The organism is Rahnella sikkimica, assembly GCF_002951615.1.
GTDB lineage: Bacteria > Pseudomonadota > Gammaproteobacteria > Enterobacterales > Enterobacteriaceae > Rahnella > Rahnella sikkimica.
Genome location: NZ_CP019064.1, coordinates 88,056 through 112,788, shown reverse-complemented (window position 1 = coordinate 112,788; position 24,733 = coordinate 88,056). Strand labels below are relative to the sequence as shown.

Below are 24,733 nucleotides of genomic sequence, written 5' to 3'. Positions count from 1 at the left end.
ACAGTCCCTGATTTATTTACTTAATCCATTGTCGAAAACTTGAGTCGGGTATGACCTTGAAGACCGTGCGAAATAAGACAGTGGGGAAATACCAGTACAGGACGTTATAGAGCCACATACTGCCCTTCCCTCTTTTCGCACTGTGAATACAAAACCAAATCAGCACCGCTAACCCCATTCCGAATAATGCTTTTTGCGTCAATATCCCCCAGATTAAAACGGGGATAGAGGGAATAGCTTCATCATAAGGCAATCCGAGAAAGCGGCGCTGTTCACTCAATGTTTTCGGGAAACGGTATTTATCAAGATTGTTTCCCGTACTCATTGTTTAATCCTAATTAACCTGCCAGACCGAACCCGATAGTGGTAAATACGATAACGACCGCAATACCAAAAAGCATGAACATGTTCTTTGTTTTGATGTACGTGATAATACCGACAATCACCTCTGCCAGAATAATCCATTTGGCAATGGCGGAGTCAGCACCGAAGGTTCCGGTTACTGTTTCTTTACCGGCGGCCATCAAATCTTCAGCAAAGGCATTATTGGAACATAACATCAGCGCCGCAATAGCCGGAATAATTCCGCCTGCTGCTTTGCGCGCCTGATTCATTTTGCTGAAGGTTGATTTCGCTTTTTTAAAGACAGAGATACCCTTTGCCTTGATAGACAATTTCATAATTTACTCCATGTAAAATTTTAATTAGGGTTTTCGGGTAACAGAGTTACGCCGCAACAACACTATCGAGACAATAGTGCTGTAACTCCGACTCGGTTATTTTGTGCTGGTACGGTTTCCCACAAAGGCAATACCTTCAAAATTAGCCAGATGGTCACTGAGTCTGACTGTTGCTTCTTTCGTTTTAGAGCGTTGGGCAAGTGTGGCAGCTTTAGTAAGGCAGCGATTAAGCTCAGCATCTATCTTCAGGACTAAAGTTACACCTTCATTAACCGGCCTGTTATAAACAAATTTTTCCATGCGAATAATTTCCTTAAGTGATGTATTGGTCTGGCGATGCAATGCGTTAATGATACGGATTGGGCGGATTTTGAAAATAGGTATAAAATACCTATATACAGAAAAATGTTGAAGTGATAAGCGGGAAATGTGGGTCGTAAAAAACTCAAACAAAACTTATGGTTATCTTTTGTCAAAATCAAAACACATAAAAAAACCGACTTTAAATATTTACAAGAAAAATTTAAAATCGGTCATATTTGGTTTTTACATAAGCATACGATCTTGTAATCGCTCAGGTATATAGTTAAGCAGATCACATTTTTGGCAGAAAGTTATAAACTCTGAAGAACCTGTAACACCGACCCTTTTGTAGATCTGAGCAACATGATTGTTTATTGTCTTAGGTGATATCGAAAGAATACCTGCTATCTCAACATTTGTATAATGCTGTTGAAGGAAATAGATAACCTCCCACTGTCTATCAGTAAAGATATCTGCTGGGCAATTACCTTTAATCTTTACAGCAAACTTGCCTTTAGAAAACATATTAAGTGAAAAAATAAACTCTCTGCGCCCATGAAGGCAAAACCCACAAACACCATCGTTAGGCTGGTAAATAGGATACTTATCAAAGTACAGATAAGTCGTTTCCCCACTGCACCTGTTCGAGACTTTCAAAATAAAGTTAGCTTTATAAAAGACAGGCTCTGACAATGAGTATTTGTTCCCTGATACAATAGCTGCAACAACATTACTTCGAGCAGATATCATCAAGTCCTCATCCGATTTGCCCAAAACGGGAGTTCCAGTGGGGACATCTAGAATGTCTAAATAAGCATCATTCGCATAAAACAACAGCCCCTCACTATCCTTTACGCACCAGGGCTCACCACTCATTCCCCATAACATATGCCATGCACGAATCTGCTCATGCGAAAGTGATTGAGATCCACTTGCGGGATCATTAATATAACCGTCAGCCATGACAGCCTCCAACTCAGGTTGTTTTTGGTCAGTTGGTAATAGAGGGTGCAACCTCTATTACCAACGCTTAGTCCTAATTGATAACCTTTAAAATATACCTTTTATCCCCGTTATTTATCAACGATAAAACATTTGTTATTTTACTTATTTCAGAACAAACAACTAACTTCTAAATTTTATTGTAATTTACAGACTAATCCCGAGAAATATCTTAATTATCTTCTTCCCCTTCAATGGGAAAAAATGTCCCCATGACTGCCTCAGAAGCATTTTTTATCTGGGCAGCAATAAGCGACAGATTAGAGAGAGCATCCTGCCCTTTAACTTCTACATTTTGTGTATTAATTGCTAAGATTTTCTGACAAACCAGGTTACTTTTAACAACGTTTTCAAGAAGAATTTTATTAAACTCAATCTGACTAAATCCCCCTTCCCGGCGCTCATGCTGCAATTCATATACGCGAATACCCAATTCGATAATCATCGCCGTCGTATTGGAAATGTTCGCTTCATCCTTTGATGCACCTTCAGCTCTCTTGATGCTCACAATATCATTAAGCTTCATTTCAATATCGTTGCTAACGAAAGTCTGTATCCTTGGCATTTATTCATTCCCTATTTTCATCAAAATGTTGTTACACTCTATTATCGAGTATACAGATCTGCCACACAAGAATTATTATACTCTATCTGTACTTTCAGGAAGAGTACACTCTAGAGTAGAGATCAAGAGATATCCCGGCCTGCTTGTGCTAAGTGTAAGTAAACTCTATGGAGAGTATTAACAAAGTACATGAAGAGTATCTTCATACTCGCCTAAAATACCAAAAACTAAAATGAAAAATTGATATTAAAGTAACACTCTGGTTTCAAAGAAAAATCATGCAAGATGAAATCTTGCGAGGGGTGTGAGTCTTTTGGTTAGAAGAGCAGGCATTTCTATAGTGTCACTTTTTCCGGACTTGTGAATAACCCCACTTGGCATTTCCTGGTGAAAATGTGAGGATGTAGCACGGTCAGAGTTAATGGAATTAATAATGCAAAGGATTGTCACCGTGTTTTGTCTCATGTTCACGTTCGCCGCCAATGCCTCAGATTGTTTTGATGCAGCAGGGAGGGACTATCATATTGATCCAGATCTCCTGCGCGCAGTTGCATTCCGGGAGTCATCGATGAATTCACATGCGATGAATATCGTTAGCCCGGATAAATACGCTGTCGGTGAAATGCAAATCCACTCACAAAACTTTGCTCATCTCTCACAGTTCGGTATAACACCGCAGTCGCTGTTTTCTGACCGGTGCATGAATGTTTACACGGGCGCTTATTATCTTGCCATCGCCTTCAAGCGCTGGGGGGTAAACTGGGAGTCTGTCGGTGCATATAATGCAGGCTTCTCTCAAAAACCTGAGCAGAAGGCAAAAAGACTGAAGTACGGTAAAGAAGTCCACCAGATTTACATCAATATAAAAAATCAGAAGACATTGCAGTAGTCTGCATATTGGCTACGGCTTATCCACATATCCATATGAAAATGAGCAAGGTCATTTTTACCTCCGCAAGGACTGGTGAAATGACCGCAGCGCATTTTAACCGGGACAAGGTTAAAATCTTTAATTGTGGGTATGTGGGTAAGCCGTTCTATTCAGGGAGCCCCTTTGGGGCAGAGGAACGATGGAAAGTGTTTTATTTCCATCGGGGCGGGCGGGGAATAAAATGTGAACCGCTCAATGCGGTACGCATTTTACCGGCGCGGACTAAATTTCTAAGGGCGATAAAACATCGCTCTTCTCTCTTACTCCATCCCTGCCAGAGTCTCGTGTATTTTCGACTGTAACCCATGATGGAAAACTTCACGCTTTTCTGACCACAGTTTCCCCGTTCTGAAATCTTCGGCTGTCGGTACAACCTCAAATTTCAAATCATAGGCAGAAATTATTTTTTCGATCGCTTTGCCGATCATCGCGTCTGAATATGACCGCTGAGCACTCGGATATTGTGCGCTGCCAAAAACGGTGTTAAACGGACTGGCTGAATACTCATAGATATCCTGCATAGCGTTAAAACAACCATCCTTGTATTTATTGATAATCGTTTTCACTTTTTCAAGCGTCGGGCCATCCGTCCAGTTAACATCCACAGAGCTATAATGCCGGTTACGAACAGAGAATTTCACACCTTTAAACTGTTTAAGTTCTTTGCGAATATTTTTAGCCGCCAGTTTTCCGCTGCTGCAATCACCTTGCTCTAATTGTGAGTATTCAGTCGCCGTCTTTAAACGTTCCATTTCTGCGGAAAATAAAAAGGCGTTATTTTCTTCTTCAATTTTTTCTTTCTCTGCGCACTCCTCTGCATTCGCGCATAACCGTTGAATTTCTTCAGCGTCTGCAACTTCATCCAAAATTTTCCACTGCACGCCGCGCAAAATACACTCCGGCAAACGTTTAGTGAATTTTCCGCAGTCGTGAACAATATCAAATTCAGCATATCCACCAGAAACCATTACGCCGCCGCCCACTTGCCTCACGGTATTCGGCATTTGTTCGCCGTGAATTTGATAAACCACGCCGCGCCCTAACCAATATAAATTGGTTGTCACAACGGAACCTACAACAATGTTTATCCGACTTTCTGATTTTTTTACCAGTGAACTTAATGACAACATATTATTGACTCCTGCGTTGAGTGAATAAAGGGGAGCTACTCCCCTTCATATTTAAAATGGAATAAATGACAGTTCAGGCGTGAAGGTCTTCCCTTTCACGGTTTCTGTAATATTTCTCATGTGCCAGACTGTCGGCTAAATCCTTACGGGCATAATCAACCGCACGCGCACCACCCTGCTCATACAGGCTTAACGCGAATTTCTGCCCCTGAATCCAAAAACAGGCGATATCCCATGAAATAAGTGGTTTCTTTGGTGACCAGTCGAGGACGCCATGCAATAAAACGTTTTCAGCCAATTGCATAAGCAACATGGAGACTTCTTCCTCCTGTTCTTCCTGAGGAAGCTGGAGATTCCACAGATTGACCAGACGCATTAAAAAGGACTGCTGCTCGGCAATCACGGCGAGGAATTTGACCTGTGAATATCTTTCGGGCGTTTTTCGAGCGGCGGTTTTGATGTTGACGTTGTGTGTGTGCATCCGGGTTCTCTCCCTGTTGGTGAAAAATCATCTAACGGTCTGTTATCTCGCGGCATGGGCGCCGTAGTGATGGATGGGGGCAAGAAACAAGGGCGCCGCAGGCGTTCATACACCCTTGTTTTTGAACACAGACAACACTACGGTTCAGCCCACCGCACGATAACTGAACCGTGATGACCAGGCCGGACAGGAACGGATGCACACACCCGACACGGCGGAACGACGGGGCGCCCTTAGCACCGGTGGCTTTATCACCGGCAGTGATAGCGGCGCGGCCATTGGCCGCTGCAAGCCGGTGTTGCTGTTGCGTCAGGGATGGAAGCCCGCAGGGCAGAGACAGCTTGCTGACTCTGTTCACGACAGCCCGAACCCGCAGGGAGGCGCCCAGCCCTGGCATTTTTTGCCGGACACTCCGCACAGCAGGAAGAAACAGAAGAGTCACACCAGGAAGAGGATGAAGACGAGGTAGTCGGAAGAAGTTAACCAGGTCAGACTGTATTGCAGAATGCGGGAGAACCGCGGCGGCGCAGCCGCAGCAGTGACCTGCCAGGGCTTTTTCGCGCGGCCAAAATCTGGCGGAGAATTCCCCGCCAGCGCACCGGCCTACACTCTTGCAGGCAACATTGACGGATAATGACGCGCAACAATATCGTTTATACGGTCTACCAGTTCGGGCCGTTTAAAGGTGATATGCGCCGTTCCTTTCAGGTAATAGCGCATCGAGAAATATTCGGCCTCATAAATACCACCGGAAAACCGTTCACGTGCGAAATATTCCGCAAATTTCGCCCCCTCCGATACTCTGTAATCTGGAACATTGCGCCCTTCCAGCAGGTAAAAAACTTTGGTCAGGTCGTCCAGCTTTGACCTGCCCAATGTGCTGAAATGAATGCGGCCGCTGCTGTAGGAATCCATAAGACGGGAAACAATGATTTTTTTGCCGAACCTGCACGGGTTGTTAGTCTTGTAATCCCATGACAGCGATTTAAACAGGTCGATCACCCCCAGCTCAAAGGTGTCATTTTTACTTGTGTGAAGGTGGTTAAACGTGGCCAATACCGTATCAAGCGTAATTTCCGGCATATTTTCACCCGATAACTCCCTGTACCATTCATCGCGCTGTCGCGTGCTCATCAGTGTACACATGCCGGTTTCATTCATCAGCCGCTCCCAGATTTTGCCGTCAACCGCCTTTTTGATGGCCTTCTCTGCCCGTTCAGGTTTGTCTGTCCAGCTCAGTGCATCCTTCACGCAAAGTTCAAAACCGTAGAGGTACTCCCCGCCGGTGGCCGCTAACAGCAACTTACGGGCAGAGTTAAGCATGTTCAGCGCTTCAGCATACTGTTTCAGGCCGTTTTCCCGCAGGGCTATAATCCGGTCAATCGCTACCGAAGGGATCATCTCTCCCGCCCGCTGTCCGTTGATTTCCAAATCGGCTAAAACGCTACTCTGTTCGTTTAGCATGATTTTTCCTCCGCATCCCGCTGGCGGGCTGTAAAAATAAATCCACTGTCCGTTACCTCAATCGTCAGATCCGCCCTGCCGGTCATCAGGGCATCCAGCATTTCAGGCTGCAATTTCACGCTTTCCCACATATCACCGTTGCCCAGTACGAGATCAATTGCGTCAAAATGCGCCCCTGCGTCGTCCCATAAATCCGGATCAAACCCCTCGGCATAACAGATATTTCGCTTTTTCCGGATAAAGGTTGCGGTTGACGCCGTCAGATAAATTCCGTCATCGGCCAGAAACCACAGCTCACACACGTTTTTCTTCACGTCCTGAATAACCGGCGTCAGCGTCTCCGCTTTAAAAATCAGTTTGTTCCGCATTGTTCACCTCTGAAAAGTCATGGAATTGCCGCCCCGCAGGGCGGCAAGGGGATCAGGCATAAGCCCGTTTCAGTTCCAGCGTGCGCAGCACCTGCCCGAGTTCACTGCCTCGCATGGCGGGCACTCTCACGGACTGGCGTTTACGCTGACATTTCACGATGTGACGCCCCAACGCTTTGAGCGGTACGGTGATGTCCTGACTGTTGACCGGTTCCCGCACAATGCGCAGGTGCTTTTTTGCCGTCTCAGACTTTACAAACGGCCCGGACGATGTAATGATTTGTGCATCAGTTTTCATGGTTTCTCTCCATGTAGTTAATTGATAGCCGGTTTCACTTCTCACGGGAAAACCGGCAGTGATGGAGCAGACGAAAGTCTGCTTTTTTCATTTCTGGGCTGTCTCTTCCCTGCTTAACACCTCCTTATTGATACGCGCGATAATCGCCGTGTGGGTCATGGTTGCCTTGTCGCGGAACGTGAAATAACGATCCTCGATTTTGGCGTAAATATCCGTCACGTCGCCGCTTACCATCTCAGCCAGCTTGAACGATTCGCAATGCGCGTCGCCCTGCCAGTCCTTCGGGTACATCAGCGCGATCGCATCCATAAATGCCCCCAGCGTGATTTCTGACACGTCCGTATAAGCAATTTTTTCGCACTGCTGCCAGTAGGCCGCTTCCGCGCTCGCGTCCCACTGGAAACGGTCAGTGCTGCTGTAGCCGGTAGTGATTTCAGGTTGATACATGGTGCTTATCCTCATTGTTGACGGCGGGGCGATCCCGCCCTCGGTTGTTGATCAAATTTCAATGCCTGACGCCTTAACCAACTTGTTAAACGCCTTGAAATGGTCCGCGTCGCACACAGAAATATGGCTTCCGGCCTTGGTCGTGCCTGAACTGAGCGTGTAGCTGTATGCCATTTTCATTTGCTCGGGATACTTTTTACGAAACGTCTGCAACGCCTTTAGCGTCTCAAAACCGTAAACGCCGTACTCTTCGGGTTTGCCACCCTTCACACCCTCGGCTAAAAGGATCTCGTATTTCTTACCCCATCTTTCAGTAGATTCAGGAGCGGCGGTCTTGACGTTCTGTGTGTTCATTCTGGTTGTTCCCTTCGGTGGTTAATTCATCTCTCAGTGAGTTCTTTCGCGGCAAGGGCAACGGAGTACCAACGCAGGCAGGCAACAAGGGGCGAAGAAGAAAGTTTTACGAGGTACGAGGAAAAGTTTTGGCGGAGTGCATTTCACCCCTTGGGGAATGACCAGGCGGTGCTACGTTTAAGCCCGCGCGGAAGGGCTGGCTGAGTGATGGCACACAGACGGCCCGGCGAGAATGAACGCACCCGACACGACGCAAGGCGTGGCGTCCTTAGCGCCGGTGGCTTCATCACCGGCAGTTCAGGCGGCGCGGCCATTGGCCGCTGCAAGCGGGGGTTGCGTCAGGGATGGAAGCCCGCCAGGGCAGAGACAGCCTGCTGGCTCTGTTCACGACAGCCCGTTCCCGCAGGGAGGCGCCCGTCCCCAACGTTTTTTGCCGGATAATCAGCACAGCAGAAAGAAATAAAAGAGAAGCCAGTACCACAGCAGGCACAGCAGGCACAGCAGGCACAGCAGGCACAGCAGGCACAGCAGGCACATGAAAACACAACCAACGCATATCCGGCATACGAACAGAAACCAGCATCAGCCTATGTCTCCCGGAATATGCATTAACCCATCGAAATGAACGGGCAGCCGCAGTGGCGTAGCCACGGCAGCGCCTGTTCAATGGCCGTTGACGTTCGCCCTGGCAAACATCGGATTCATGATATAGCCCCGCCGCGCGGGGCCATGCTTACAACGGTCAGTCTTTAAAGGCGTGGTCGAGTTCGTTAACCTGCTTGTAGATTTCCAGCATCTGCGTATTGAGCTGGTTAATCACCTGCCCGGCCAGACGTTGCGTTAGCTCCTCGCTGCCCCAGAAGTATTTTTTCTCAAACGCCCGGAACTGTTCGCGCAGCTCATAGGTCGCATTGGCCAGCGCCGCTACGTCCACCCGCAGGTCGATATTATTCTGATAGTTGCTCATACCATGCTCCCGTATTGCTGTGAGACTGAAGCCGGCACTGCGTAATGCGGACGCTGAAACTCAGCCAGACCACGCAGCCCCGCCGCGTGATACTGCTCTAAGAGTTCGATACCAATCCAGCGGCGCCCGCACTGCGCTGCTGCAACGCAGGTAGAACCGCTGCCACCGAACGGGTCGAGCACAATGTCGCCGGGCTGCGTAAAGGACTCAATCAGCGGCCGCAGCGCGGAAACCGGCTTTTCAGTCGGGTGGTAGCGGTTGCCGGAATACGCCCACGGCATCACGTCCGGTAACGGGTTTTCAGGCAGCGGCGGACGGCCTTTGGCAAGCACGTAGGCGCTTTCATGCCGGTAGCTCACAAATGCCGATTTTGACGAATAGGCTTTGGTGAAAACAATGTGGCCTACCACGCGAAAACCAGCGGCTTTCCACGCGGCCATAAACTGACCAACCCGGTTCCAGCCGTAAAAACTGACCGCAAGACTGTCATTTTTAAGCACCCGGAACATCTCGCGCCTGACCGGAAGTAACCAGTCACCCTGCTTATCATTGGCAATGGAGCGCCCGGAACGGTCGGTAAAACCGACAAGATACGGAGGGTCGGTGAGGATGAAATCAACGGAACGAGACGGAAATTGAGACATGACCTGCTGACAGTCACCCTGCATGTATCGGGACATAGCGTTACTCACATAGAGAGCCGGAACCGGCCGGCGCCGTGCCCCCACGACAGACGTGCCATAGGCCGAACAAAAAAGGGCTGACGCGGAAGCCGCAGCGCCGGTATGAACGGGCTGAATGCGCCGTGAATACCGGTGACCGGGTGACAAGGCAGGTTTACGAACCCTTTGAAGGGAGGCGGCACGTCTACAGTGCGGGCACGGGGTTGGCGCTAACTTTGGGGAATTAATCAGGGCAATAGAAAGAAAGGAAAAAGAAGAAGGTGCTGTTAACACCACGTTGTGGAGCAACGCGACATCATCAGCGTTTCCGCCCTGGCGGGAACGGTGCCAGCGGCGCGGCAATGGCAGCTGCAAGCTGCGATAAAGGGCGTCAGATGAGAGAATGCCGCAGCAGGACGCCACGGCAATAGATGAGGTTAACGGCCTTTGAAATACTCCGGTCGCAATGCCAGCTCGCGGGCGATCAGCTCGTCTGCAAACAGCGGGGCACTTTTCAGGATCCGCCGCCGCAGGTTTCGCAACCGCGCCTGCGCCTTTCGTTCCGGTGGCCATCGCCTGACCGGCTGTTCTGCCAGAAAATCCAAACAGACGGCGTAATCACCACCGGCAATAAAGCGGGACAGTATGCTGTCCGGCACCGGCGCGCCCTCGCAGACGTCTTCCGACACCAGAACCGGCTCGCCTGAACAGGGAATATGCGGATAACGCCAGCGCAGGGAATAACGCCACATATTTCACCTCCGGACGTCGCGCAGTTTGTTCGGCAACATCTGACCATCGAGCCATTGCTGAGCTACCGGACGTTCTGTCAGTTCACCGCCCAGCTTATCGAAGATCGCCCACAGCGGCTGACCGGAGTTAAATGTCTCGCCCTGCAGGCCGGTAAACCGCCGTCCCCAGCCCTGAAGCATCTCCGTCAGGTCGTCATCGTAGATGCCCCGTTTTTCCTGCCGCTTGTACCATGCGCTCAGTGCGGTCGGCGTGACGAATGCGAGTTCAATTTCTGCCTGTGCCACGGCAGTCTGATAGCGCCTGCGCTTTTGCTGCCTCGCTTTTTCCTGCAGCTTTTCCCTACGGTTATAGCTGACATCCCAGCGGCGGTTCTGACGTTCACTCAGGCGATAGCCGGTTTGCGGGAAATATTGTCCGACCGCGCAGCCCGACAGCGGCAGCGGGCACACGCTGCCACGGCTTTCCACCAGTTTATCGAGCGCCGCCAGATAGCGTTCTTTCGGTTCACCGGCACGGTCTTTCGGATCATAGTTTGAAGCCGCACGGCGCACGTCTGCTGCACTGATGCGTCCCGCCTCCCCACCGCGCAGCTGCCGGAGCAACGCCACGGCATAAGGATACTGTCCCCGCCGACGCCGACCGTCTTCCACATCGATGATGGCCTGCAGCGCAGCAGCCTGAAACGGGTTCACGGGCACTAAGGAAAGGTGACGGGGGATCATACTGCACCGCCTGATTTATGCAGTGCAACAGCCAGCCGTTCAGGCGTGGTGTACCCTGCGGACACCAGTCCCTCAATCCTTTGCAGCGTATAAAAAATGTGTTCAGGATCGAACGTCTCCGAGCAGTAAAGCCACGCCACGGACGCACCGCCGTCAAAGGGTAAATACATCTGCCAGTAGGGCACATCGTCGCTGCTGCTGGTGAAACACAGGGTCACGCTCATCCGGGCTTTCAGGGTCAGCCTGATGTTTACCGGCGCACCAGCGCCGAACTCACAGCCGTGCTCCATGTCGCACAACCATTTGTCCGGGTAACTCAGGTAATGGATGACGCCCCGGCTCAGGTCACAGCGGAAAGCCTCCCCGCGCTCGGCGTACTGTTCCAGTTCACTGCCTGACATCGCGTGTAACTCGGCAAACGTAAATTTTTCAAATTGGATCATGGCATCACTGCCGCCCCTTGCGGAGCGGCGCTCCCTGTCAGGCGGCAATATGGGTGGATTCAGAAGGTGTTTCGGCATCCTGCGTGGCGGCTGTAGACTCATCGCTGTCAGCAGCCGTGACCGCGTCACTTTCCGGCAATACTGGCGTATCCGTCACCGGCAGCAGACAGTCAGGCACCCAGCGGGTCTTTGAGATGTCCTCTTCAGCCCGTTCGGCGGCATCGCCCTTTTTCATCTTGAGGACATCGCGCGACGCCCCGCCCAGAGCGGCCTGTGACAGACTGTCAGAAATCAGCTCTTTACTGATGCGCCCAAAGAAATTGGCTTTGGTCGGCTGCCACCAGTCGCGCAGCGTGAAGTTCAGCAGCGCTTCGACCGGTTCAAGGTCTTTGCCCGCTTTGCCGCCTTTGTCGCTCAGACGTTCTGATGCGCCGTCGAGCGTTTTTGCAAGGCAATAGCCCATGATGGCGATCAGCTGCGGCGTATCCCACGTCAGCAGCCAGTCCCAGCTTTTATGCCAGTCTTCCGGCAGCAGTTTCTGCCACGCCTCGTGCATCGCGGTAAGATGCTGCATGGCCAGACCGTCGGCAGACGTCGGCGCATTGTCGAGCATCAGGCCGGTTTTGGCATGCAGGGTCACCTTGAGCGTCGACAGGGTATAAGACCGGTGGTCGAAGGTGGATTTCAGGCAGTCGTGGACAAAAATAACCAAAGCCATCTGCGGTTGTTCTGCCAGCGCGGCCTGGACTGCTAATGTGCGTTCACTGGAGAGGCTTTTCACCAACACGGCTGACAGGGATTTTTTCTCCGGCGCGGCGTCAATATCTTCCGTGCGGATGCTGCTCAGATGCTGATTAACACCGGTTTTATCAGTATCACCAACAATCTCCGGCAGGTCGCAGCGCTTCATGACGCCACGGCGAACGGACAGTTCACCGCGCGACAGCGATACCACCACACCGGCTTTTGCGCGAACATCATCAGACCACGCACGGATCGCCGCATCCCCCTCAATTTCTTTAATTTTGGCCTGACATTTTGCTTCGGCATAATCCATCGTCTCAAAGTCGGCCTGATCCTGCTCGCTGCGTTCTGATAGCTCACCCAGCTGCTTATCAAGCGCATCAACGCGGGCTTGCTCTTCGCCGGTCATCACCGGTTCAGGCTGTTTGAGCAGCAGGTAGTTTTCCGCATCTTCCCCGTAAGTGCTGATGCCATCGGGGCGTCCCAAAGCCCACGACCAGCCCTCAGCCTGCGCAACAGACTCCGCAATGCCGGTCAGTTTTTCGCGGGTCAGCGTGGCTAATAAAACGGTATCGCGTATAAAGCCTTCGTCAGTAAAGAGGTCGACGGTAAACCCGCCGCCCGCCTGTTCGTAAGCGTCACGGCCGACGAACATCAGACAACTGTTCCCTTCAGCAGCCACTTCTTTCATTACCGCAGCGTCGCGCAGCTCTCTCGGCGTGCGGTAAATGCCGTAAGCATTTTTCCAGACGTCCAGCTGGCGTTCGTGGTCTTCGGTGGCAGACAGCGCCTGCAGCTGATCGAGGTTGATACTGTCTTCAGCCAGTTCAGCAAGCAATGCCGGAGCCATTCCTGCCAGACGCAGGCATTTGTGTACATGCTTTGTGGTGTACCCCAGCACGCTGCCGATCTGCGCCGCCGTGTCGCCGGTTTCGCTCATTTTGGCGAAGGCCGCAATCTGGTCAGCGGGGTGCATATTTTCACGCTTGCTGTTCTCGGTTTCGGACACATACATTGCCATGCCAGGCTCAACGATTTTCACCGGCACCGGATAGACAGCGGTAAGCGATCCGGCCTCAAGCAGCAGATGCAATGCACTCAGGCGGCGCCCACCGGCAGCCACACCCAGCATGCCGTCAGGCATCGGGCACACCACCAGATTTTGCAGGACACCCACGGACAGGATGCTTGCCGCCAGTTCCTGCAACTTCTCCGGATCTGGCTTGTGTTTGCGCACGTTCTGCGCGATGTGAACCAGCTGACTGACCGGCACCATTTCCACCGGTGCGTTCGCCAGCGCCTGCTCTACGGCCTCGGTAACGGCGGCTTTTTTAGGACTGCGGGTGGATTTACTCGCTTTAGATACTGCTTTAGACTCGGTAACTGACATAATTGATTCCTCGTAAGTTTTGATTTATGTCTGCCGGACGCCTCATACGTCCGGCACCTCACAACCTTTTACTGCTTTCTCACACCACATCTGATGATGTATCTGTTAAGACCCGCCCCTGCTTCAGGCTCAAAATTCCACGCCCGCCACACCATCTGCCCGTCAACACGTATGACAAGTCTAAAATGCGTGCCCTGATCGTCTTCGATGGCGATATTCGCGTAAGCGGCGGCGACAGCTTCGGCCTGTTTACGGGTAAATGTGTCGTCCGGCAGCAGAACGTGATGGTTGTTTTCCATGATTCGGTACTCCCTGTTATGCCCCGCAAATGCGGGGCGGTTAATGTCGAAGGTCACGCTAGAACGGGATATCATCGTCAAAATCAACCGGCGGGAATTCTCCCCCCTGCGGTGCGGGTTGCTGCGCCGGTGCCATTTTGGTGGCTTTTTTGCCACGCGCGGCTTTTGCCGGTTTCGGGTCAGCCGCGGCTTCGCCGGAATGGGACGGGGCATTGGCCGGAGCCTGTGAACCCCCTGCGTCACCCGACGGACGGTTACCCTGCCCTACTGCGCTGCCCAGCATCTGCATGGTGCCGTTAGCCTTCACCACGATTTCGGTGGTGTAGCGGTCAATGCCCTGCGCGTCCTGCCATTTGCGGGTCTGCAGCTGGCCTTCGATGTAGACTTTTGCGCCCTTGGTCAGGTATTCACCGGCAATCTCAGCGAGCTTTCCGAACACCACCACGCGATGCCATTCGGTTTTTTCTTTTTGTTCGCCGGTGACCTTGTCACGCCATTGCTCAGAGGTGGCCAGCGTCATACCAGCCACCGCACCGCCGTTTGGCATGTAGCGCAGCTCCGGTGCCTGCCCCAGATTGCCCACGATGATGACTTTGTTAATTCCACGTTCTGCCATGATGACTCTCCTTATCTTTCAGGGCTTTTAGCCCATATCTTCGGTTAGATTCGCTTTGTCGCGACCTTGACGTTTTGTGGTATCCGGCTGAATTTCTGGCTGTGTGTTTCCACATCTCCAGTTGAGTTCCTCCGCCGCAAGGGCGAAAAAACACCGACGAGGGCGAACGTCCAGGGCGAACACGAAAGTTTTCTGAGGAACGAGGAAAAGTTTTGGGGGCGTACATTTACCCTGGACGGGCGACAGCGGCGGTGTTTTGGTCAGCCCCGGCGAAAGGGACTTAACTGGAGAGACGGCACCAAGAGCGATGTAGCGGATACCACCGCAACGCCGGTGAGCGGCAGCGAATCGCCGTTGCCCGACAACGGCCTGCGGGTTTATCGCAGGGCAGTGGAAGCGGCGCGGCCCGTGGCCGCTGTAAGCGTGGTGTTGCGTCAGGGATGGAAGCCCGGAGGGCAGAGACAGCCTGCTGGCTCTGTTCACGACAGCCTAGCCCGTCAGGGGACGCATTCAAAAGAGGCAAAGGCTAAGGAAAGTAATAAAACAAACAAGGCAGGTCGGAAGTATTGGAAAATATAGAAATACCCTAACCACCACCATGACACTGAAGTGCGAAGATGAAGTAATGAGATAGAGTTTCAAAAGATGAAAACTTATCTGAGCTTTCCCCCTGCCCTACTGCCTGGTAATCGCCGTATTAGACAGGGATACTCTTCTTATAATGCCTAACCGCGCACAAAGTTGCTCTCAAACACACTTATCGTATCTGCAAACTGCCATCTTATTAAGCAGCTATCCACCTCTGGCAATTGCGAATGCAGGTAAGATGGAACCTTAAGTATGAGATGTGAGATGTGAGATGTGAGATGTGAGATGTGAGATGTGAGATGTGAGATGTGAGATGTGAGATGTATTGCATGATCACTCACGCAACAATGAGTAACTTAAATTTTGATACTTATGAAATCATACTTCACAAGGATGAAGTTTTTTCTCAACCAAAATTGCAGCCGCTGCCCGCAGATTTCCTAGCATTATCTTTATTGGCTGACATCAGGTTACCACAACAAGATTCAACCTAAATATCACAAGTGCTAATTATGAACTCATAAGTATGAATTTTGCAGTTATTATCAACCGATATAACACTGACTTCGTGGGCTTGAGGATGATGACTGATGATTAGCTTTCAAGCCAGAAATTGCTACCCCTCCTTTTCTGATATCCGGAGCGCATGCCACAAATTAGTATGAAGTAGTACTTATGCAATTATCTTCATAACTCACAATGGTGTTACGTGCCTCAGCTCACCAAAGGACCATAGAAATGAGAAAGAACCTTATCACGAGTATTACTTCATAAGTGCTACTTGCTAAATCATCAGTATTACGACGTATAGATTTCGCCATTGCCAGCAGGCCCCGCTCATTGCCGCTTGAAGCTTCTTCGTGAAATCGCCAATCAACATTTCTCACTACGCTGAAGCGTATAGTTTTCATAGCTCACACTTAGGAAGTAATAAATATGAATAATGAATTATTCAGTATGATTCTATCGATGAGAGCGATGCATATCGAACTGATTATGAGGTCCGTTTACTGCAACACGTTCTGGTCGACCTTAGCAAATTGAACTGAGGTATGAGGTCATATTCTAAGTCAAATCTCCCGGAATCAACCTTCGCGGCACTCATAAGTATGAATTATTACGTAATACTGTAGATTGAATCTGCTGATCGCCAAGTACTTATGAGGTTATGTATGCTCCAAACAGTTTTACTATCTGAAACCTAGCACCATTCTTGCTCTTTCATTAAATCCGCAACGGAAGAAGGCGGGAAGCATAATGATGAAGTGTGAATTGTGAATTGTGAATTGTGAATTATTAGATGATGAGTGATTTCAGAAGGGGAGGGCGCTGGACTTCGAAAGAAGCCCAGTGCTAAATAAGTATGAAATCATACTTTCTTGAGGTATGCGTCCAGAGCATCGCGGATGATAGCGCTCACGCTTTTAGGCGCAATACCGACGCGTTTGTTATGCAACGCCAGGTCTTCAATTTCACGCAATGTATTCTGAGGCAGAGAAATGGTTGTCCTGGTCAATATTTCTGGTACAGGTTCAGCAACTACTTTCTCATCGCCATAGGGACGGTCTGCCAGTCTGTTCGCCAGAGCATCGGCCTCTGCTTCAGTTACTATGCGCCGATTGGTGAAAGGGGGTTTCTTTAAAGCCATTAAAATACCTCATTCAACAGAGCCAGAACTTCAGCCTTGGCTTTTTCATTAGACGTTTCCAGAACAGACTTACCTTCAGACATCACATCACGGTAAACCTTTCGGTAACATGCCGTTGCGGTCAAAGGGATCAGCCCTTCAAATTCTCGGACATATTCCAGAAACTCATGGCGTTCATTTCCCTGAAGGAGCGGATTCGTAGTGGCCATACTTTGATAGCAATATGCTTTCAGCTCAGGATTTAAATCCCGCATGCTTTCTAACTGCTGCTGAAGCTCAACCATGGTATCCAGATCCAGCTGAGAACATTGGTGCGGAGCAATGATTTGATGAGCTACCGTTCCGCCGGTAATCAGCTCACGACTGTTTCGGCCGGCAACATCCACGATGACATGATCAAACTTCTCATCAAGGCTTCTCAATGTTTGAGAAATATTGTCTCTTTTCTCAATCAGGGTGATAGAAGGGGTAAGTCCCGCGGCTTCGCGTTCTGCATACCACCTGGAGGCAGAGCGCTGAACATCAGCATCAACCAGACAAACATCCTTGCCAGATAACGCCAAACCCACAGCAATATTGACTGCAGTTGTAGTTTTCGCGGCCCCACCTTTATTGCATCCAATAATCGTGATCATTTGTCACCCGTGACATCAAAAATAGTATTTCGTAAATAATAACTCACAAAAGTTAAATGTGAAGTAATATCGAGTAATTATTACGTGTGAAGTAATACTTATTACTTCACACGTACACAATGAATGCCGTGCATTGCAGGGATACTTACACATTGGCGTCTATGAGCAGCAAGACTCTAAATCAAAATTATTTGTTTCCTTGGTGATCAGCACCCTAAGACTTTTCTTGGTCGCAGCTCTTCACAAGTTTAAGAGCCCATGATTATACTGTATGCATAAACAGTACTTAATGAGTGTGTACTATGAATATCTTTTACCCAGAAACTGACCCTTTGATGTGTTTGATTCCTTTATTTCAGGATAAAGTGCAGGCTGGATTTCCTTCACCGGCGCAAGATTATATTGAGAAAGGGATTGATCTAAATGAGCTTTGCGTAAATCATCCGGCAGCTACTTACTTTGTAATGGCCACAGGAATGAGCATGGTTGACGCGGGTATTTATGAAGGGTCACTGCTTGTAGTGGATAGAAGCCTTGAGGCAAAGCACGGCGACATCATAATTGCGTCACTGGCGGGGGAGTACACCGTAAAACGCCTTTGTTTGCACCCCGTAGTACAGCTCGTTCCGATGAATCCTGACTTTCCACCCATCGTTTTGCATGACGGCGGCGACGAGTTAGAAGTGTTTGGCGTAGTCACTTTTAGCATAAACGGGTTTCAGTAATGTTTGCCCTTGCTGATGTGAACAGCTTTTATGCAAGTTGTGAGACAGTATTCAGGCCTGACCTGAAGGGAAAACCAGTGGTAGTGCTTAGCAATAATGATCTGAGTGATGAGAAACGTTAGTTAATCCTATGCTGTTCACATCATTTTATTACTTATAGTCGGAGTCGTGATATGAGGATTGTAGTTGCAACAAAAGACCTGACCTTGGCTGGCCGTTCATTTGAGGGCTTTCCGTTGCTAATTGGATCAGATAGATGGCCAGTACAGCCGGCACAATCTTTTGACCCTGACCTCGAATATGATCCATTCATAATCAGTAAGATGGGTCAGGGTCACAGGGTCAGTCATTACCTGCCCCATTTGGTCAGTATCATCAGAACTCGTATCTGCTATTTTTCCCTTAAGTTAAGTGCTATCTTCCGGGGCGCAACTCCAGCGAATCCAGGGCTTCAAGAGTATCAATAACACTCTCAACACGCTCTGCATCAAAGTCATCGCGATTTTCCTCTTCGTGTGTTCCCTTGTTCAGATATGTCCAGACCAGATTCTGTTCAGGAATGCCCAGGATTACGCCGTAGGCGGCTATTAACGGCTCTTTATTGGTATGCTGGAATGTTGCAGCACTCCTGAGTTTTTTCAGTATCGAGTCGCACAACATTCTAAGCTGGGGTTCGGCTCCTGCAGCCGCGATTTGTAATGTGAGAACACCCTGGTCATGACTGGTAAGCCATTTCCATACCTTCTCTGAAAGCATTTCTAATGCCTGCCGGCAAGCGGCTAATGCGTCCCGGTCATTAAGAACCTCGCGGGCTGCTCTTGCCTTGGCAATGTAGTTTGCACTCGTCACATTACCGCGAACACGAGGCTGGTGATTGCCATCATGATGCCTGAGAAGGTAAACGCGGTAATTATTCCGCCTTCTTACGGGCAGATGTTGCTGAATGTCTTTAATAAATTCGTTGCTGTGACAGGTAACAATAAGCTGTGTACCTTCAAAGGTGTCGTTTTCAAAAATTGTTTCTCGTATGCCACCACGGTGGTCGTGGTCAATTGCATTTATCGCATCATCGAAAACAATGAATGGACATTCAATGCTCTTTGCCTTCGCCAGCAGGATTGCGAGGCCAAGGCAGCGCACATGCCCCTCGCTAAGAACATGCAGCGCATCTACCCGACGTTCAGGTGCACCCCGAAATGAAATTTCTATCTTTTCTTCGCCGGTTAACGGCAGATATAGCGCTGCAAGTTTATCTGTTTCAAGATCGTTGCGGTTAAATGAGTTGTAGAGCGTCACGGCCGACTCGTTAAGCCCCGCCATGAGTTGTCCTGGTAGCTGGTTGCGGTACGATCTTATTACCTCAAGGAAAAGGTCATAAGTTGTCTTCAGCGGCGCATCCCGTACAATGTCCAAGTGCTCTTGTGCTACTTCCAAAATTAAAGCGGCATTTGTTTCGTCGAAAGCTTGAATGCGAGCATTTGCTGCCTCAATACTATCTTTCAGTTGTTGACGCTTTTGATCCTGCGTCTGTACGCGAAGCTGGAAATCCCTGAGTCGGCTTCGCTCCTCAGAATATTGTTGGCGCTTCTGTTGGGACTGTCTTGTAGCAGCATCTTGCGCAGCAACCTGATCTGCTATTTCGATGATTTGTGCCAGTTGCGGGTTATTCCAGGGATTGTCCGGCGCAATAGTTTCCCACCAAAATCCAGCAGGCTCCTCGGATAAAGTTTCCAGGAATTCTCCTACAGGCGTTACGAACTCAGCGCGAATGAATAGCTCAACCTTTTTTAGGATCTGCCGGAGTTCGCGGGAAACACGGTTGACTTCAAACTCAGCTGCTTTTTGGCTGTCCTGAAGTAGAGCCAGCGCTTTAAGTTGTTGCAGTCCTGATGTGGCTTTTTCGTACGGATCGTTTGCGACATGGTTCTGACCAGCAAGTGGGGTATCGCACGCCGGGCAGCGATCTCCCACAGGTTCCTTCAAGGCGAGTACGGCTTCGTAAAGTCCCTTGTAAGATACCTGATCGCTCTGAGCTCTAAGATCGGCAGAGATGCGGTTATATTCATTTTTATGTCCCTCAGCCCTGTCATAGGTTTCCTGAAGGAGTGGGCCGCTGATACCAACTATGGCCGGCGGAGGGACCTCAAGAATGGTATCCAGCTGCTGCAGACGTCCTGGCGCGTCTTCGCTACCGAACAAAACTTTTAGGCCGGCGTAGGTTGTTTCAGGTGTGTAAGTTTCAGCTAAAGCTAACTCTTCGCTAGCCAATACTCTGTCAGCTTCAGCTTTGCCTTCCACCAACTTTCTATCTGCCAGCAGTCCTGTGCGGCGCGTATCAAGCATGGCCTGCTTATTCGCGGTCAATATGAGCTGGTTATCAATGCTCTCATTAAAGTGGCTAACGAAGTCGCTGAACTGATCCATGCCAAACAGCGTGGCGATGAGCTCGGCACGCTGTGCGTTGGAACGGGCGGCTATTCGTGAAAATGAATCAATTCTGTTTTTTTCAACGAAGCAAAAGCGAAATGTGTCTGGATTAGAAGCAACATCAAGCTCCCGGCCTCGATTGTCGAGGGCTTTAAGAACAGGTGGAGCAAACCGTCCTGCATGAAGGTTAGTGAGGTAGGTTCGTGCAGCAATGCGCTTGTTTCCGGCCTCCTCGACATCACCTAATAAGGCATATTCCAGCGCTTCGCAAAGGCTGGTCTTTCCACTCCCATTAGGACCGTAAAGCAGAGTAATCTGTTTATCAAGATCGAAGGGCTCCGGTGTTCTAAAACCGCGGAAGGGGCCTAATGTCAGGCTATGGAGACGAGACCATGGCCATTGACCTTCCGCGACATTCGCTTCTGCTGAGGGGGCTTCTTCGATGGTCTGCGCGAGTTGCTGACGCATTAACTGCACCAGATAGATTGAACGTTGACTGCGATTTCTGGAGGTTTCTGCAAGATCATCAAAGTTTGCTAGACACAGGCTAGCCAGTCGACGGACATCCGATGGGATTGTCTCAGATTGGTAAATCCACCTAACAAACCGATCAAAATCTTGTCTTGCAGAGGCCATATCACTTTCCTTGAGCTATCTACGGTGTTGACTGTTGTATCCCCTCTCTCAATAAATGTAAACGAATTTAAGTATATGATTCTATGGCGTTCGTAGATTTTCCTTTCAGGGGGTTACTGATGGGGAGTCGACGGCGGGAACCTTTAGAGCATGTTCACTTAAATATGCTACCAAGAATAAATATATTGAAAAAAGTTAGTAAATAAATATTTATAAAAATCATTAGATTGCTATTAACTAACTGTTAATCACCTTCAGATACAACGATGGCTGTGTCATTGCCCGAAGTGCAGAGGCAAAAAGACTCGGTATCAAAATGGGCGAGCCTTTTTTTAAGATGCGAGCGCTCTTCGAACGGAACAACATTATTACCTTCAGCAGTAACTACGCCCTTTATGCAGACATGAGCTCAAGAGTAATGACCGTACTTGAAGAAATGGCTCCAGCTGTCGAAGTGTATTCGATTGATGAGGCTTTCATAAATCTGCAAGGCGTCAGCAACTGTCAAAATCTGGAGGATTTCGGACGGGAGGTGAGGGCGAAGGTTCTTAAGTGGACAGGACTCACCGTTGGCGTAGGCATCGGTCCAACGAAAACGCTGGCAAAGCTGGCAAATCATGCCGCCAAAAAGTGGACAAAAACAGGCGGTGTCGTTGATTTATCATTGGTTGCCCGTCAGCGCAAACTGATGAACTTGGTTGATGTCGCAGACGTATGGGGAGTGGGGCGGAGGATTTCTAAAAAACTAAATGATCTGGGAATTCAAACGGCATTGCAGCTAGCTGATGCTCCCACACCGCTGATCCGCAAACACTTTAATATTGTGTTGGAACGCACTGTCCGGGAGCTGCGCGGCGAACCCTGTCTGGAGCTGGAAGAATTTGCACCGACAAAACAGCAAATAGTCTGCTCCAGGTCATTCGGTGATCGCGTATCAGAATACGATTTAATGCGGGAGGCGATCTGTAGTCATGCAGTACGTGCAGCAGAGAAACTCCGTGGCGAACGTCAGTATTGCCGACATATCTCAGCATTTGTTAAAACAAGCCCATTTGCCGTAAACGAAGTCTATTTTGGAAAAACAGCAGGCACAAAGCTTCAGATCCCCACTCAGGACAGCAGGGATATCGTAGCTGCGGCCACTCAATGCCTGGATGCCATATGGCAGGACGGCCACCGGTTTCAAAAATGTGGAGTAATGCTTGGTGACTTTTACAGTCAGGGTGTGGCCCAGCTTGGTTTGTTTGATGAAAACAAACCAAGGTCTAACAGCGAACAACTTATGGCAGTACTCGACGGGATCAATCACAGCGGAAAAGGGCGCGTATGGTTCGCCGGCCAGGGCATCCAAAAGTCATGGGAGATGAAACGCCAAATGTTATCCCCTGCGTACACGACACGTTTCAGTGATCTTATGCGCGTTAAATTCTAAAGAAGCGATTCACTGACAACCTTAACCACCCGAGTTGTTGGTGTCAGTTGCTTTAAGCATGCTCTGTTCGCTGTCACCAAGAAGGTATTTCATTTTCTCTTCTCACTCCCGAACGTTCGCTGAAAATATTCACTATCTGGTCCCAAAAGTGACACTGTCTCAAAACAGGCTAAAACTTTTGCCAGGCATATCTCTGCCTAATGTGCATATCCACTATAGAGAGAACTATCCACTGTGGCGAGTAACGACACTCAAACCACTATGGAGAGGAACAACCACTGCAGAGAGTAATATCCACTAAGGAGAGAAGAAAACACCTAAAATTGAAATATCCACTGTGGGTAGTAGAAACCACTATAGTGAGAAACTTCAAGAATCCATCAATAAGTTAGTAACCACTGACCCTTACCAGATAAGGTGTTTCAGGTTAGTAAGTACTAGGGGGGTTAGAGGAGATCATCTTAATAACCACTATAGAGAGTAATGAATGCAGCCTACAGTGGATAGGATATTACGTGATGGGAGCTTTTACTGATTACAGTGGATAGGTTGCTCACCGCAGTGGTTAGTCAGCTTTCTATAGTGGATATGAAAAAGCCTGCCATTACTTCAGCAGGCTTTAGGCCAATTAACAGCAAGAGACCAACTTTATTTCTTTGTCTGGCGAATCTGTTCCAACAACTCAAGTTCTTCTTTAGTCAGCATTACCATCTCCCGAGGTGCTGTTGAATCAGCAACCTTCTCTGCCGGGATATCAATGACGTTTTCTTCATCGATTACATCATAAACATCATCACCTATGCCCGTAGGAATTTGCGCAGGGCGTAACTTTGGCCGCCTATAGTGGATACAAAAATATACTGCCTTGCCACGCTTAACCTCTGTGTAATCAAGATAACCAATAGCCTTTAACTGCTCCATGGCCTTGCGTACAGTCGCGTTTTGAGTGATGGCTCGCGAGGTCAAATTAAGGCGGGCACGCAGGCGTGACATCGAAATTGGAGCTGGGTCTGTCGGAAGGCTTTCAATGAACGTATACAGAGCCTGCGCAGACTCCTTGCGGGAGAGCTCGTTGATAGCCCGGAGCTGCAGAAGGACTTTCTTATCGAACTGATACAACTCAAAGATCTTAGGATCCGCCTGCAACTCAACAGCATCCTTTTTCGGGCTGTATTTTGCTGACTGAACAAGGTGAGTTACGTAGTAATCACCTTCTTTGTTTGAAAACGATAGGGTGTTAGTGGCGATACGTTCAAGAGACGCCTCCAGACGCGCCCTGAGCTTCGCAGAAGAGCGTGCGGATGGAATCCCACACAGCTTAGCGAATTCTACAAACGGCAGGTATACAGAGTCTCCCAGGACCTTGTGCTTGGCAAAGGCATGTATGATCCCAACCCAAGTCTTAAAGTCATTATCCATATCAAGCCGGGCACCGGTTATCTTGATGTTCTCATATCCCTCAGACTTAACGATCGAAAGCTGCTTAAGCTCAGAGGTGACATCCATTGAGTTCATCTGACCTTTACGTCCTCGTGCCGTGGACTTCAGGGTAGGAACAAATAAGCCCAACCGCATCAACGCAACAGGCTGAACAGTATTATTGCTGTTAGGAACCAGAGTAACAAGTTCACCTGTTCGCTTGTCAGTTTCAGAGAATGCTTTAGCTATCTCTATGTTTTTAGGCTCATTTTCAGACATTATCAGCTCTCACAATGAATGTGGATAAGAGACTTGCTGTACACAATACAGTGGATACTAACACTCACTATAGCGGTTTTACCACAGGTCATAGTGGTTAGTTTGCTTTTTACAGTGGTTGCTTTACTGACTATAGCGGTTAACGATCACCGTTCAGCCCAGATAGGACAAGGCCTGCGAGAGAACGGGGATCTCTTAGGGTCTTAAAGGGTCTATAAGGATCTTATTATTGGATCGAAGCTTAGGATAACTTTAAAAACAGGGAGTTAAGTTTGGGTGTTAGGATCCACTTGGGGATCACAATCGAAAAGCAACACTGTGATTA

General features: G+C 49.1%; 26 protein-coding genes and 2 pseudogenes. 4 read left to right on the top strand and 24 right to left on the bottom strand.

Annotation, left to right across the window (positions count from 1 at the left end; translation table 11 throughout):
• Positions 1-16 precede the first annotated feature (16 nt).
• The 5 genes from traL to traM all read right to left on the bottom strand — a co-directional run bounded on the left by traL (position 17) and on the right by traM (position 2,550).
• Entirely contained in the window at positions 17-325 is a 309-nt protein-coding gene (gene traL, locus BV494_RS24480) for a type IV conjugative transfer system protein TraL (protein WP_104925403.1), read from the bottom strand.
• A 13-nt stretch (positions 326-338) separates the two neighbouring features.
• Complete coding sequence (gene traA / locus BV494_RS24475) at positions 339-680, bottom strand: type IV conjugative transfer system pilin TraA (protein ID WP_104925402.1); 342 nt, start codon at positions 678-680, stop codon at positions 339-341.
• A gap of 96 nt (positions 681-776) precedes the next feature.
• A complete protein-coding gene (locus BV494_RS24470) occupies positions 777-980 on the bottom strand; it encodes a TraY domain-containing protein (protein WP_104925401.1) in 204 nt (67 codons plus the stop codon).
• Positions 981-1,226: 246 nt separating this feature from the next.
• The gene (locus BV494_RS24465; protein WP_104925400.1) at positions 1,227-1,946 is read right to left on the bottom strand and encodes a helix-turn-helix transcriptional regulator; all 720 of its coding nucleotides are present in this window, start codon (positions 1,944-1,946) and stop codon (positions 1,227-1,229) included.
• Between the two features lie 211 nt (positions 1,947-2,157).
• Positions 2,158-2,550, bottom strand: coding sequence for a conjugal transfer relaxosome DNA-binding protein TraM (gene traM / locus BV494_RS24460; protein WP_104925399.1), 393 nt, complete (start codon positions 2,548-2,550; stop codon positions 2,158-2,160).
• Between the two features lie 433 nt (positions 2,551-2,983).
• Here traM and BV494_RS24455 point away from each other — a divergent pair, with 433 nt between their 5' ends.
• On the top strand, positions 2,984-3,439 hold the full coding sequence (locus BV494_RS24455) for a transglycosylase SLT domain-containing protein (RefSeq protein ID WP_104925398.1): 456 nt from the start codon (positions 2,984-2,986) through the stop codon (positions 3,437-3,439).
• A gap of 302 nt (positions 3,440-3,741) precedes the next feature.
• Here BV494_RS24455 and BV494_RS24450 read toward each other — a convergent pair whose 3' ends face one another.
• The 17 genes from BV494_RS24450 to BV494_RS24360 all read right to left on the bottom strand — a co-directional run bounded on the left by BV494_RS24450 (position 3,742) and on the right by BV494_RS24360 (position 17,490).
• Positions 3,742-4,611: an LPD29 domain-containing protein gene (locus BV494_RS24450; RefSeq protein ID WP_104925397.1), complete on the bottom strand. Its 870-nt coding sequence runs from the start codon at positions 4,609-4,611 to the stop codon at positions 3,742-3,744.
• Between the two features lie 73 nt (positions 4,612-4,684).
• The gene (locus tag BV494_RS24445; protein ID WP_104925396.1) at positions 4,685-5,092 is read right to left on the bottom strand and encodes an ammonia monooxygenase; all 408 of its coding nucleotides are present in this window, start codon (positions 5,090-5,092) and stop codon (positions 4,685-4,687) included.
• Positions 5,093-5,695: 603 nt separating this feature from the next.
• Entirely contained in the window at positions 5,696-6,556 is an 861-nt protein-coding gene (locus BV494_RS24435; RefSeq protein ID WP_104925394.1) for a DUF4942 domain-containing protein, read from the bottom strand.
• Entirely contained in the window at positions 6,550-6,924 is a 375-nt protein-coding gene (locus BV494_RS24430; protein WP_104925393.1) for a DUF3085 domain-containing protein, read from the bottom strand. Before BV494_RS24430 ends, BV494_RS24435 begins: the two co-directional genes overlap by 7 nt.
• Before the next feature lie 52 nt (positions 6,925-6,976).
• The gene (locus tag BV494_RS24425) at positions 6,977-7,222 is read right to left on the bottom strand and encodes a hypothetical protein (protein WP_104925392.1); all 246 of its coding nucleotides are present in this window, start codon (positions 7,220-7,222) and stop codon (positions 6,977-6,979) included.
• A gap of 87 nt (positions 7,223-7,309) precedes the next feature.
• The gene (locus BV494_RS24420; RefSeq protein ID WP_104925391.1) at positions 7,310-7,669 is read right to left on the bottom strand and encodes a hypothetical protein; all 360 of its coding nucleotides are present in this window, start codon (positions 7,667-7,669) and stop codon (positions 7,310-7,312) included.
• Between the two features lie 51 nt (positions 7,670-7,720).
• Positions 7,721-8,023 (bottom strand): hypothetical protein, encoded by a 303-nt coding sequence (locus BV494_RS24415; protein ID WP_104925390.1) that lies wholly within the window; start codon positions 8,021-8,023, stop codon positions 7,721-7,723.
• A 742-nt stretch (positions 8,024-8,765) separates the two neighbouring features.
• On the bottom strand, positions 8,766-8,990 hold the full coding sequence (locus BV494_RS24405; RefSeq protein WP_104925388.1) for a YubE family protein: 225 nt from the start codon (positions 8,988-8,990) through the stop codon (positions 8,766-8,768).
• Positions 8,987-9,670 (bottom strand): DNA methyltransferase, encoded by a 684-nt coding sequence (locus tag BV494_RS24400; protein WP_104925387.1) that lies wholly within the window; start codon positions 9,668-9,670, stop codon positions 8,987-8,989. The genes BV494_RS24405 and BV494_RS24400 overlap by 4 nt, the downstream gene beginning before the upstream one ends.
• 419 nt (positions 9,671-10,089) lie before the next feature.
• Positions 10,090-10,404: a theronine dehydrogenase gene (locus BV494_RS24395; protein ID WP_104925386.1), complete on the bottom strand. Its 315-nt coding sequence runs from the start codon at positions 10,402-10,404 to the stop codon at positions 10,090-10,092.
• 3 nt (positions 10,405-10,407) lie between these two features.
• Entirely contained in the window at positions 10,408-11,127 is a 720-nt protein-coding gene (locus BV494_RS24390; protein ID WP_104925385.1) for a plasmid SOS inhibition protein A, read from the bottom strand.
• On the bottom strand, positions 11,124-11,570 hold the full coding sequence (locus tag BV494_RS24385; protein WP_104925384.1) for a conjugation system SOS inhibitor PsiB family protein: 447 nt from the start codon (positions 11,568-11,570) through the stop codon (positions 11,124-11,126). Before BV494_RS24385 ends, BV494_RS24390 begins: the two co-directional genes overlap by 4 nt.
• A gap of 37 nt (positions 11,571-11,607) precedes the next feature.
• Entirely contained in the window at positions 11,608-13,704 is a 2,097-nt protein-coding gene (locus BV494_RS24380; protein ID WP_104925383.1) for a ParB/RepB/Spo0J family partition protein, read from the bottom strand.
• Positions 13,705-13,772: 68 nt separating this feature from the next.
• On the bottom strand, positions 13,773-14,003 hold the full coding sequence (locus BV494_RS24375) for a DUF905 family protein (protein WP_104925477.1): 231 nt from the start codon (positions 14,001-14,003) through the stop codon (positions 13,773-13,775).
• A 58-nt stretch (positions 14,004-14,061) separates the two neighbouring features.
• A complete protein-coding gene (gene ssb, locus BV494_RS24370) occupies positions 14,062-14,619 on the bottom strand; it encodes a single-stranded DNA-binding protein (RefSeq protein ID WP_104925382.1) in 558 nt (185 codons plus the stop codon).
• A 1,957-nt stretch (positions 14,620-16,576) separates the two neighbouring features.
• Positions 16,577-16,855 (bottom strand): ribbon-helix-helix domain-containing protein, encoded by a 279-nt coding sequence (locus BV494_RS24365; protein ID WP_104925381.1) that lies wholly within the window; start codon positions 16,853-16,855, stop codon positions 16,577-16,579.
• Positions 16,855-17,490: an AAA family ATPase gene (locus BV494_RS24360; protein ID WP_104925380.1), complete on the bottom strand. Its 636-nt coding sequence runs from the start codon at positions 17,488-17,490 to the stop codon at positions 16,855-16,857. The genes BV494_RS24365 and BV494_RS24360 overlap by 1 nt, the downstream gene beginning before the upstream one ends.
• A 302-nt stretch (positions 17,491-17,792) precedes the next feature.
• Between BV494_RS24360 and umuD the strand changes: the two genes are divergently transcribed.
• On the top strand, positions 17,793-18,215 hold the full coding sequence (gene umuD / locus BV494_RS24355) for a translesion error-prone DNA polymerase V autoproteolytic subunit (protein ID WP_104925379.1): 423 nt from the start codon (positions 17,793-17,795) through the stop codon (positions 18,213-18,215).
• Positions 18,215-18,316: pseudogene (locus tag BV494_RS24350) on the top strand (Y-family DNA polymerase); the annotation flags it as partial. The gene umuD and the pseudogene BV494_RS24350, both read left to right, overlap by 1 nt.
• 313 nt (positions 18,317-18,629) lie before the next feature.
• Here BV494_RS24350 and BV494_RS24340 read toward each other — a convergent pair.
• Complete coding sequence (locus tag BV494_RS24340) at positions 18,630-21,278, bottom strand: AAA family ATPase (protein WP_104925377.1); 2,649 nt, start codon at positions 21,276-21,278, stop codon at positions 18,630-18,632.
• A gap of 259 nt (positions 21,279-21,537) precedes the next feature.
• Between BV494_RS24340 and umuC the strand changes: the two are divergent.
• A pseudogene (umuC, locus tag BV494_RS24335) lies at positions 21,538-22,710 on the top strand (translesion error-prone DNA polymerase V subunit UmuC); the annotation flags it as partial.
• Positions 22,711-23,358: 648 nt separating this feature from the next.
• Here umuC and BV494_RS24330 read toward each other — a convergent pair.
• A complete protein-coding gene (locus BV494_RS24330; protein WP_104925376.1) occupies positions 23,359-24,408 on the bottom strand; it encodes a RepB family plasmid replication initiator protein in 1,050 nt (349 codons plus the stop codon).
• Positions 24,409-24,733 lie beyond the last annotated feature (325 nt).

Bases quoted from the DNA above. Each gene is read 5' to 3' on its own strand.
- traM (WP_104925399.1), bottom strand. From the start codon at position 2,550: ATGCCAAGGATACAGACTTTCGTTAGCAACGATATTGAAATGAAGCTT.
- BV494_RS24330 (WP_104925376.1), bottom strand. From the start codon at position 24,408: ATGTCTGAAAATGAGCCTAAAAACATAGAGATAGCTAAAGCATTCTCT.
- BV494_RS24435 (WP_104925394.1), bottom strand. From the start codon at position 6,556: ATGCTAAACGAACAGAGTAGCGTTTTAGCCGATTTGGAAATCAACGGA.
- BV494_RS24380 (WP_104925383.1), bottom strand. From the start codon at position 13,704: ATGTCAGTTACCGAGTCTAAAGCAGTATCTAAAGCGAGTAAATCCACC.
- BV494_RS24420 (WP_104925391.1), bottom strand. From the start codon at position 7,669: ATGTATCAACCTGAAATCACTACCGGCTACAGCAGCACTGACCGTTTC.
- BV494_RS24415 (WP_104925390.1), bottom strand. From the start codon at position 8,023: ATGAACACACAGAACGTCAAGACCGCCGCTCCTGAATCTACTGAAAGA.
- BV494_RS24395 (WP_104925386.1), bottom strand. From the start codon at position 10,404: ATGTGGCGTTATTCCCTGCGCTGGCGTTATCCGCATATTCCCTGTTCA.
- BV494_RS24425 (WP_104925392.1), bottom strand. From the start codon at position 7,222: ATGAAAACTGATGCACAAATCATTACATCGTCCGGGCCGTTTGTAAAG.
- BV494_RS24400 (WP_104925387.1), bottom strand. From the start codon at position 9,670: ATGTCCCGATACATGCAGGGTGACTGTCAGCAGGTCATGTCTCAATTT.
- BV494_RS24445 (WP_104925396.1), bottom strand. From the start codon at position 5,092: ATGCACACACACAACGTCAACATCAAAACCGCCGCTCGAAAAACGCCC.
- BV494_RS24470 (WP_104925401.1), bottom strand. From the start codon at position 980: ATGGAAAAATTTGTTTATAACAGGCCGGTTAATGAAGGTGTAACTTTA.
- BV494_RS24405 (WP_104925388.1), bottom strand. From the start codon at position 8,990: ATGAGCAACTATCAGAATAATATCGACCTGCGGGTGGACGTAGCGGCG.
- BV494_RS24360 (WP_104925380.1), bottom strand. From the start codon at position 17,490: ATGATCACGATTATTGGATGCAATAAAGGTGGGGCCGCGAAAACTACA.
- traA (WP_104925402.1), bottom strand. From the start codon at position 680: ATGAAATTGTCTATCAAGGCAAAGGGTATCTCTGTCTTTAAAAAAGCG.
- BV494_RS24385 (WP_104925384.1), bottom strand. From the start codon at position 11,570: ATGATCCAATTTGAAAAATTTACGTTTGCCGAGTTACACGCGATGTCA.
- BV494_RS24365 (WP_104925381.1), bottom strand. From the start codon at position 16,855: ATGGCTTTAAAGAAACCCCCTTTCACCAATCGGCGCATAGTAACTGAA.
- BV494_RS24465 (WP_104925400.1), bottom strand. From the start codon at position 1,946: ATGGCTGACGGTTATATTAATGATCCCGCAAGTGGATCTCAATCACTT.
- BV494_RS24340 (WP_104925377.1), bottom strand. From the start codon at position 21,278: ATGGCCTCTGCAAGACAAGATTTTGATCGGTTTGTTAGGTGGATTTAC.
- umuD (WP_104925379.1), top strand. From the start codon at position 17,793: ATGAATATCTTTTACCCAGAAACTGACCCTTTGATGTGTTTGATTCCT.
- traL (WP_104925403.1), bottom strand. From the start codon at position 325: ATGAGTACGGGAAACAATCTTGATAAATACCGTTTCCCGAAAACATTG.
- BV494_RS24430 (WP_104925393.1), bottom strand. From the start codon at position 6,924: ATGCGGAACAAACTGATTTTTAAAGCGGAGACGCTGACGCCGGTTATT.
- BV494_RS24455 (WP_104925398.1), top strand. From the start codon at position 2,984: ATGCAAAGGATTGTCACCGTGTTTTGTCTCATGTTCACGTTCGCCGCC.
- ssb (WP_104925382.1), bottom strand. From the start codon at position 14,619: ATGGCAGAACGTGGAATTAACAAAGTCATCATCGTGGGCAATCTGGGG.
- BV494_RS24390 (WP_104925385.1), bottom strand. From the start codon at position 11,127: ATGATCCCCCGTCACCTTTCCTTAGTGCCCGTGAACCCGTTTCAGGCT.
- BV494_RS24450 (WP_104925397.1), bottom strand. From the start codon at position 4,611: ATGTTGTCATTAAGTTCACTGGTAAAAAAATCAGAAAGTCGGATAAAC.
- BV494_RS24375 (WP_104925477.1), bottom strand. From the start codon at position 14,003: ATGGAAAACAACCATCACGTTCTGCTGCCGGACGACACATTTACCCGT.